8 protein-coding genes are annotated in these 6,882 nt (G+C 50.0%); all 8 read left to right on the plus strand.

Features of this window, described 5'->3' with window-relative positions; all coding sequences use genetic code 11:
* The coding region (locus tag NG99_RS25820) for a type VI secretion system Vgr family protein (RefSeq protein WP_157032719.1) at positions 1–1,071 on the plus strand (1,071 nt) is incomplete at its 5' end.
* A 9-nt stretch (positions 1,072–1,080) separates the two neighbouring features.
* Positions 1,081–1,461 (plus strand): DUF3592 domain-containing protein, encoded by a 381-nt coding sequence (locus NG99_RS25825; protein ID WP_034899415.1) that lies wholly within the window; start codon positions 1,081–1,083, stop codon positions 1,459–1,461.
* 60 nt (positions 1,462–1,521) lie between these two features.
* Positions 1,522–1,851: a hypothetical protein gene (locus NG99_RS25830; protein ID WP_034899418.1), complete on the plus strand. Its 330-nt coding sequence runs from the start codon at positions 1,522–1,524 to the stop codon at positions 1,849–1,851.
* A gap of 71 nt (positions 1,852–1,922) precedes the next feature.
* On the plus strand, positions 1,923–4,460 hold the full coding sequence (locus NG99_RS25835; RefSeq protein ID WP_034899420.1) for a DUF2169 family type VI secretion system accessory protein: 2,538 nt from the start codon (positions 1,923–1,925) through the stop codon (positions 4,458–4,460).
* Positions 4,457–5,527: a pentapeptide repeat-containing protein gene (locus tag NG99_RS25840; RefSeq protein WP_034899422.1), complete on the plus strand. Its 1,071-nt coding sequence runs from the start codon at positions 4,457–4,459 to the stop codon at positions 5,525–5,527. Before NG99_RS25835 ends, NG99_RS25840 begins: the two co-directional genes overlap by 4 nt.
* Before the next feature lie 10 nt (positions 5,528–5,537).
* Positions 5,538–6,143: a DUF3540 domain-containing protein gene (locus tag NG99_RS25845; RefSeq protein ID WP_034899423.1), complete on the plus strand. Its 606-nt coding sequence runs from the start codon at positions 5,538–5,540 to the stop codon at positions 6,141–6,143.
* A gap of 9 nt (positions 6,144–6,152) precedes the next feature.
* A complete protein-coding gene (locus NG99_RS25850) occupies positions 6,153–6,545 on the plus strand; it encodes a DUF4150 domain-containing protein (protein ID WP_034899425.1) in 393 nt (130 codons plus the stop codon).
* A gap of 86 nt (positions 6,546–6,631) precedes the next feature.
* Positions 6,632–6,882 (plus strand): contractile injection system protein, VgrG/Pvc8 family (locus NG99_RS25855; protein WP_034888673.1); only part of this gene is annotated, 251 nt, incomplete at its 3' end.

Raw genomic sequence — 6,882 nt, forward strand, 5'->3', positions numbered from 1 at the left:
GAGTCGATCTGGACGGATAAATACGGGCGCATCAAGGTGAAGTTTCACTGGGACCGTCAGGCAAAAGGCGACGATACCAGTTCGTGCTGGGTACGGGTGTCAAGCGCGTGGGCAGGCCAGGGGTTCGGCGGGGTGCAGATCCCTCGGGTGAACGATGAGGTGGTCATCGACTTTATCAACGGCGACCCGGACCGTCCGATAGTGACGGGTCGGGTGTATAACGAAGCGAGTATGCCGCCGTGGGCGCTGCCGGCCGCCGCGACGCAGATGGGCTTTCTGAGCCGGTCGAAAGATGGCAGCCGCGATAATGCCAGCCACTTGTTTTTTGAAGATAAAGCCGGTGATGAGATGCTCAGTATGCATGCTGAGAAAAATATGCAGATTTCGGTGGAAAATGACAAAACGGTCTCTATAGACGGCAACCGCACGACAAAGATTCAGAAGCAGCAGACGGACGATGTTACCGGTGATGCCACGTTCCATTATCATGCCAGGCGTACCACTACGGTTGATGATGTAGAGACAAAAACCTTTAACAACAGTGAAAATGTAACGATCAAAAATGGTCGAACAGTAGATGTAGTAAGTGGTGGAGAGAAGAATACCATTGTTGATGGTCGACATACGACTATCACCGGCGGGGACTCGCTCACTGTAAATAGTGGTGGTGTTGAGCAGGTGATTAAAACCGGAGGGGTGGACGTAACGATAAACTCCGGTGGCTGGAAACAGAAAATATTAGGTGGAGAAACGGAAATAACCTCGCCCAATAAAATAACCATACACAGTGGGACCGAAGTCAATATCGACACGCCTTATTGGGTGACTAACGCACATGGACATCAGGAGAGTTATGTTGGTAACTCTTTAAGTATTACGGGTTCAGGATTTGATATCAAAGGGCTTAGCGTGTCGGTAACGCCCGCCAGTTTTGGGATGACGGGTATGAAACTTGAAAATAATCCTGTAACATTGCATTTTGATAATGGATTAAAAACGCGCGTTGCTGGCGTTGAGTTTGATAGCCTGGCCATGTCGATTCGGGCGGCTGGCGCGTTTATGTTTATATAAGAGGACAGTATGAAGATCGTTATGAATTTGCTGGTGGTCGCTGTGGTTGCGTTTTTCGCCTATATTCTCATCTCTCTCTATATAAGAGATGTTAAAAACAAAAAGATAAAGGACGATATAACGTCTAATGGTGTTGATACCGTTGGCGAAATTACCCAATCTTATGGGCGTTCTGGTGGGAATTCCGGATTTATTAATGTCACTCTTAGTTTTAAGTATGAAGTTGATAATGGTGAAGTGATCAACAATAGTGCTGATGCTGTTATTAACTCAATGGATGTGCAGAAGTATCAGCCCGGTGAGAAAATTAATCTTCGCTACTCACGGACAGAACCTAAAAAAGTGATATTAGATATCCCTAATCCCTTATTAAGGCGTAAAAAGGGGTGAGGTGAACGCCCCTTCATAGGGTGGAAATGAACAATAACGATATTTCCTTCAGGTTTCAAAATGCAAGATCTTATTCTGGTGGTGATTTTTCTTGCTGTTATTATATCTGTCGGATTGATTTTCTATCATGACAGCATAATTGCCAATAAAGGCACAGAAACCACCGCAGTTGTGATTGAATCCAGACAGGTAAGTTCAAATTCAGGTGGAAGCATTAATGGCGATTTTTTGATCCGTTTTTTAAATGAAAATAACACGATGGAAGAACTCCGTTTTCGAGAAACCCTCCCCCAACTCTACGCCTCTCAGGTTCAGTCAGGTATGAATGTTAAGATCAAATACCTCAGAAGTAAAAAGTCAGTAAAAGCAAGTTTGGTATTTAAAAAATAATGCCAAAGTGTCATTTTTATTAGTCATGCGCATTTAACTCATGGACGTGATTTGCTTTAAGAGGGCGCTATATGAAAATCATCAAACCATTACGCCTTAGCGTATTGAATCGTCCTTTCCGTCTTGAAGATCAGAATCATCTTGGCGTTTCAATTATTGCACTTGCCGACATGGGCAATAATCCTCAATTGCGCCCGGAAATAGAACTCTGGCAGCTGGCCGCAAATGAGTTGCAAACCAGTGGTGGGATTATTGATATGGCTATCCCTAAAGTGCGAGCCGAGTTCCTCGCAACAGGTTATGCCTGGCCACATCAGCAGAATAAAACCACCTGCGGCGTGCAAATCGAGGTTGAAACGCTAAGCAAAACGCTGCGCGTCACCGGCAACCGGTTCTGGGCAGGAGGGAAACCGACCCAGCCCCATCCCTTTGAAAAGATGCGCCTCGACTGGACTCGTGCCTATGGCGGGGAAGGTTTTGAGGATAACCCGCATGGCATTGGGGTGCATACAGAACAGTATTGCGGGCACGATCTTTATCCTCTCCCTAACATTGAAGCACTGCATGAGTTAGTGAGTTCACCGAAGCAAAAGCCTGAACCAGCAGGTTTTGGCGCGCTGGATATGCTCTGGCCGCGAAGATTTCGGCGAATGGGAAAAAAATACGACGCTAACTGGTTCCAGAATCACTACCCGGGATTTGCGCAGGATATAGACTGGCGTGTTTTCAATGCGGCCAGCCCCGATCAGTGGTGGAACGATCGGGATACCTTGCCCCCAAGGGCTAACTGGCGCATTCGCAACATGCACCCTGAAAAGCCAGTGCAGGAAGGGACGTTACCGCCCTGGCAGGCTCGCTGTTTTATCAATCGTCAGCGGGGGGGGGAGACGCTGTTTGAAGAGATTCCTCTGCGGGCGACTACCCTGTGGTTCTTCCCTCATCTGGAGCAGATGATGCTGATTTGGCAGGGCAACACTCGCATTAATGAGGATGATGCTGCGGATGTGATGCAACTGCTCCCTGCGCTGGAGAAAGAAGGCGCCAGCCGCTCGGTTAATCATTACCGCAAAGTCTTAGCCCAGCGGATGGATAAAGAAAAAGGGGCATTGTTTTCATTCCGTGAAAAGGACCTGCTCCCTGAAGATGCAATAGGCCCGTGGATTGATAATGAAGTACAGGAAATGCCCAGCCCTATGCGCGATAACATGAAGAACCGTGCCAGCCAGTTACGGGAACAGCATCGTGCACGGTTGGAGGGGCAAGGCGGAGAAATCGACGCATTAGTGGCCGGGCTCGATGAGCCAGACATTCCTGCGCTGGACGAGTTGCCTGAATTCATTGAAAAAATGGAGCGGCAGGCACAGGAAATGCAAGAGAAAGCGGAGCAGCGCAAGAACGAAATCGAGGCGCATTCTTCAGTGGATAATTCTGAAGACCGTCAGTCCAGGGGACCAGAGTCATTACACCGTATGCAGGATATGCTTTACCGCAACAGAGAGCAGATTAGCGAGAAGAAGCTGGCGTCGGTCGAGGAAGCCCTGCACAAGATGTATTTGATGGCAGTACAAAATCAGCCTCCGGCACCGCGCCTGAAGGGAGATTTGGCGCTGATCATCAGGCAACGTGCAGAGAAAACCCAGCTACATGGCGGAGACTTCAGCGGCATCGACCTCACTGGCTGCGACCTTTCCGGGATGGACCTTCGTGGTGCGGATTTCAGTAAAGCCCTGCTGGAATCCGCTGACTTAAGTCATTGCCAACTGGATGGGGCAAACTTTCGTGATGCCATGCTTGCCCGAACGGAGCTACATAATACTTCTCTCCGCGAATGTAATTTTGAAGGTGCAAGCCTTGCACTCGCACACTGCGATCGGGCTGATTTTAGCGGTTCACGTTTCAAAGACACTCAGTTGAAAGAATCGCTGTTTAATCAATGTATTTTTGACAAGGTGATATTCGACAGCCTGTTATTTCATCAAACGTGGTTTACCCGTTGTCGTCTGCATCATGCCAGTTTTGACAGCACCGTTTTTATGGATATGACTCTGCCTGAGATGGATTTCCATGCCGCCAGACTGCACAAAACAACCTTTATTCGTTGTGTGCTGGAGGTCGCCAACTTCAGTGAAGCAAATTTAGAAAGCTGTTCATGGGTGGAAAGCAAAGTGGAGCAGGCCCGCTTTGTCAGCGCCAGGCTTTTAACTTGCGCGGCGGCCTCTGAAAGTTCTCTGGATGGCGCTGATTTCAGCCATGCAACCCTGAAGCAATGCAATCTGCGCCAGACTGCGCTTAACGGAGCGTCATTCTTTTTGGCAAAACTAGAGAATACCGATCTCAGTGAGGCCGAATGTCGGCGGGCTAATTTTCAAAAAGCTTGCCTGGCGGGCAGCCTGTTTATCCGCACGGACTTCAGCGCTGGTGATTTTACCGATGCGAACCTGATGGGCGCTCTGCTGCAAAAAAGCCAGCTGGCAGGTGCAAACTTTGCTGGCGCTAACCTGTTTCGCGCCGATCTTTCGCAGTCATTTACCGATGCGCATACCCGTCTGGATGGTGCCTGGACTAAGCGCATCAAAACGCTGCCCAGGCGTGACGGAGAGATCATATGACCCCCCTCAATGCCGTTGAGCTGCAACGCAGAGTAAAAAATGGTGAGACCATCATCGAGCTGAATCTGGATGGTCTTGACTTACAGGATTGCGATCTCTCTGGTGGGATCTTTCAGGACGTCAGCCTTAAGGGCGCAAACCTGCAAGGGGCCAATATGAAGGAGGCTGTTTTTACCGAGTGCTCGTTGGCTCAGGCCTGTCTCAGCAAGGCGAAGCTGGTACAGACCGTGTTCAACCAGTGCGAGATGGAGAATATTTCCGCACAGGCCTCTCATTTGATTGAATGTATTTTTACTCAGTGTGAGCTTTCTGACAGTGATTTCTTTCAAAGTCAGTTTGATAAAACGCAGTTTATGAGTAGCCCACTCACTCGCAGTACCTTTGAGCATGTTTCGTTAGATCGCACAACTTTTTTTGAATCCTCACTGGAGAACGCTAATTTTCAACATTGTCACAGCCTGTTGACGACCTGGTATGGCATTGACCTGCGCTCAACTCAACTGGCGGGGACGCGCTTTGAGCGGGCCGTCTTCTTATCCTGCGATCAAAGAGGTAAGAGCTATCAGCAGCAGGTTTTTATTGGCTGCCAGTTTACCGACAACCAGCTGGATGAGGTAGATTTCAGCGGCGCTCAGCTTACTCAGTGCAATTTCAAAGGGGCATCCCTTAAGAACGCCCGACTCAAACAGGTGAATGCCAGTCAGGCGTTATTTATGGAAAGCGATCTTAGCCAGGCGCAATGCCAGCACAGTCTCTTCGACCAGGCCATTTTTGTGGGTGCCACCCTGACTCAGACAGACTTCAGCCAAAGCCGGTTTTTTCAAAGCATTCTTCAACTTGTCATTGCCGGACAGGCGCGCTTCACTCTTTGCGATCTTACTTACAGTGACTTTTCAGGTGCGGATCTCAGCAACGCCGATTTCCGTGGAGCGACTTTTTCCCGTACGCGATTCCATCGCGCTCGTCAGGACAGCGCCCTTTTTTCCGATCGAAAGGGGATACTCGAATATGACGACGAATTACTGGCTGCCGAAGCCTGGAGTTTACAGCGCCAGAGCCGTAGCTAAGGAGAAAACATTGAACGCTATTACGCATAAACTAAATCAGACCAACGTTACCCCTTTCCAGGCTTCAGGTTTTGTCACTCAGGGATTTGATGACGGCAGCCTGATGGTTGAAAGTGAAGGTCGCGGCTGGCACTGCCGTCGGGCCGCCAGCTGCGTTATCGCGCCACGGACGGGAGATACAGTATTGATTGCCGGTGTAGATAATCAGATCTGGCTACTGGCTGTGCTGGAACGTGCTAATCCAGACGTAGCCGAACTCAGCGTGCCGGGCGATCTGCATATATGTAGTGAGGGTGAGCTGAGTTTCAGCAGCGAGTCATTACGTGTTACTGCCGGGCAGGGCGATTGCCATATCAGCGAGATGAATTACAGCGGTGAAAAGCTTTCAGCCTGGGTGACGCTCTCCCGCGTTGTCGGCAAACAAGCTGAATCCGTCTGGCAAACAGTCACTCAGATTAGCCATAACCTGCTTCGCACCACTCGCCAGACAGAGCAGGTGCGTGCCGGGCAGTTGGATATGAAGGCAGAAGACTATGCCCGTCTCCACGCTCATAATACGGTGATCACCTCAAAGGCAATCACGAAAATTGATTCTGAACAGATTCATATGGGGTAAGGGGTTATCATGTTTGCTAATTGTCAGCTTTTCGGCGTCGATCTCGCTTTTCCTGATGTTTGCCTGACCCCTACACCCGTCCCCACGCCCATTCCTTACCCGGATATCGCTCTCGGGCCAACGGCAATACCGAATGCCTTCAATATCCTGTTTATGGGGATGCCGGCGCACAATATGGCAACAGTCACTCCCTTGACGAATGGGGACAATCCAGGCGTCGCAACTGGAGTGGCTTCAGGTACGGTGATGGGACCTTCACGCCACCTGACGGGAGCCTTTACGGTTCTGCTAAAGGGAACCCCTGCCACGCGGCTGACCAGCGTCAGCCTGCAAAATTCTACCAATGCGATTGGAATGCGCATTGTACCCAGCCAGTTCAAAGTACTCATGCTGGCACCTTAACCGTCAGGGGAATGGGATCCCTGTTGTTGGCAACAGTTTTCCCATTCTGAATGACATTTATGAGTGAAACTTTATGGACAATCACCATGCTTGATCGCATCACGGTTCAACTACCGACAGAAGGCCTGCTGTTCTGGAAACTGGACGGCACCGAAGCGCTCTCCAGCGCCTTTGAAATCTCCGTCCAGCTGCTGAGCACCGACGCGCGCATTGAGCGCAAAGCGCTGCTGGGCCAGCCGATTACCGTTTCCATTCCCACCCAGAGCCTGATGGGCACCCGCTACCTGAACGGAAAAATCACCCGGGTGACGGTAGGGAGCACGGAGCTGAGCGGCAC

It is taken from the genome of Erwinia typographi (genome assembly GCF_000773975.1).
GTDB lineage: Bacteria > Pseudomonadota > Gammaproteobacteria > Enterobacterales > Enterobacteriaceae > Erwinia > Erwinia typographi.

Coding starts and splice junctions, on each gene's coding strand:
- NG99_RS25850 (WP_034899425.1), top strand. CDS start 6,153: ATGTTTGCTAATTGTCAGCTTTTCGGCGTCGATCTCGCTTTTCCTGAT.
- NG99_RS25825 (WP_034899415.1), top strand. CDS start 1,081: ATGAAGATCGTTATGAATTTGCTGGTGGTCGCTGTGGTTGCGTTTTTC.
- NG99_RS25830 (WP_034899418.1), top strand. CDS start 1,522: ATGCAAGATCTTATTCTGGTGGTGATTTTTCTTGCTGTTATTATATCT.
- NG99_RS25840 (WP_034899422.1), top strand. CDS start 4,457: ATGACCCCCCTCAATGCCGTTGAGCTGCAACGCAGAGTAAAAAATGGT.
- NG99_RS25835 (WP_034899420.1), top strand. CDS start 1,923: ATGAAAATCATCAAACCATTACGCCTTAGCGTATTGAATCGTCCTTTC.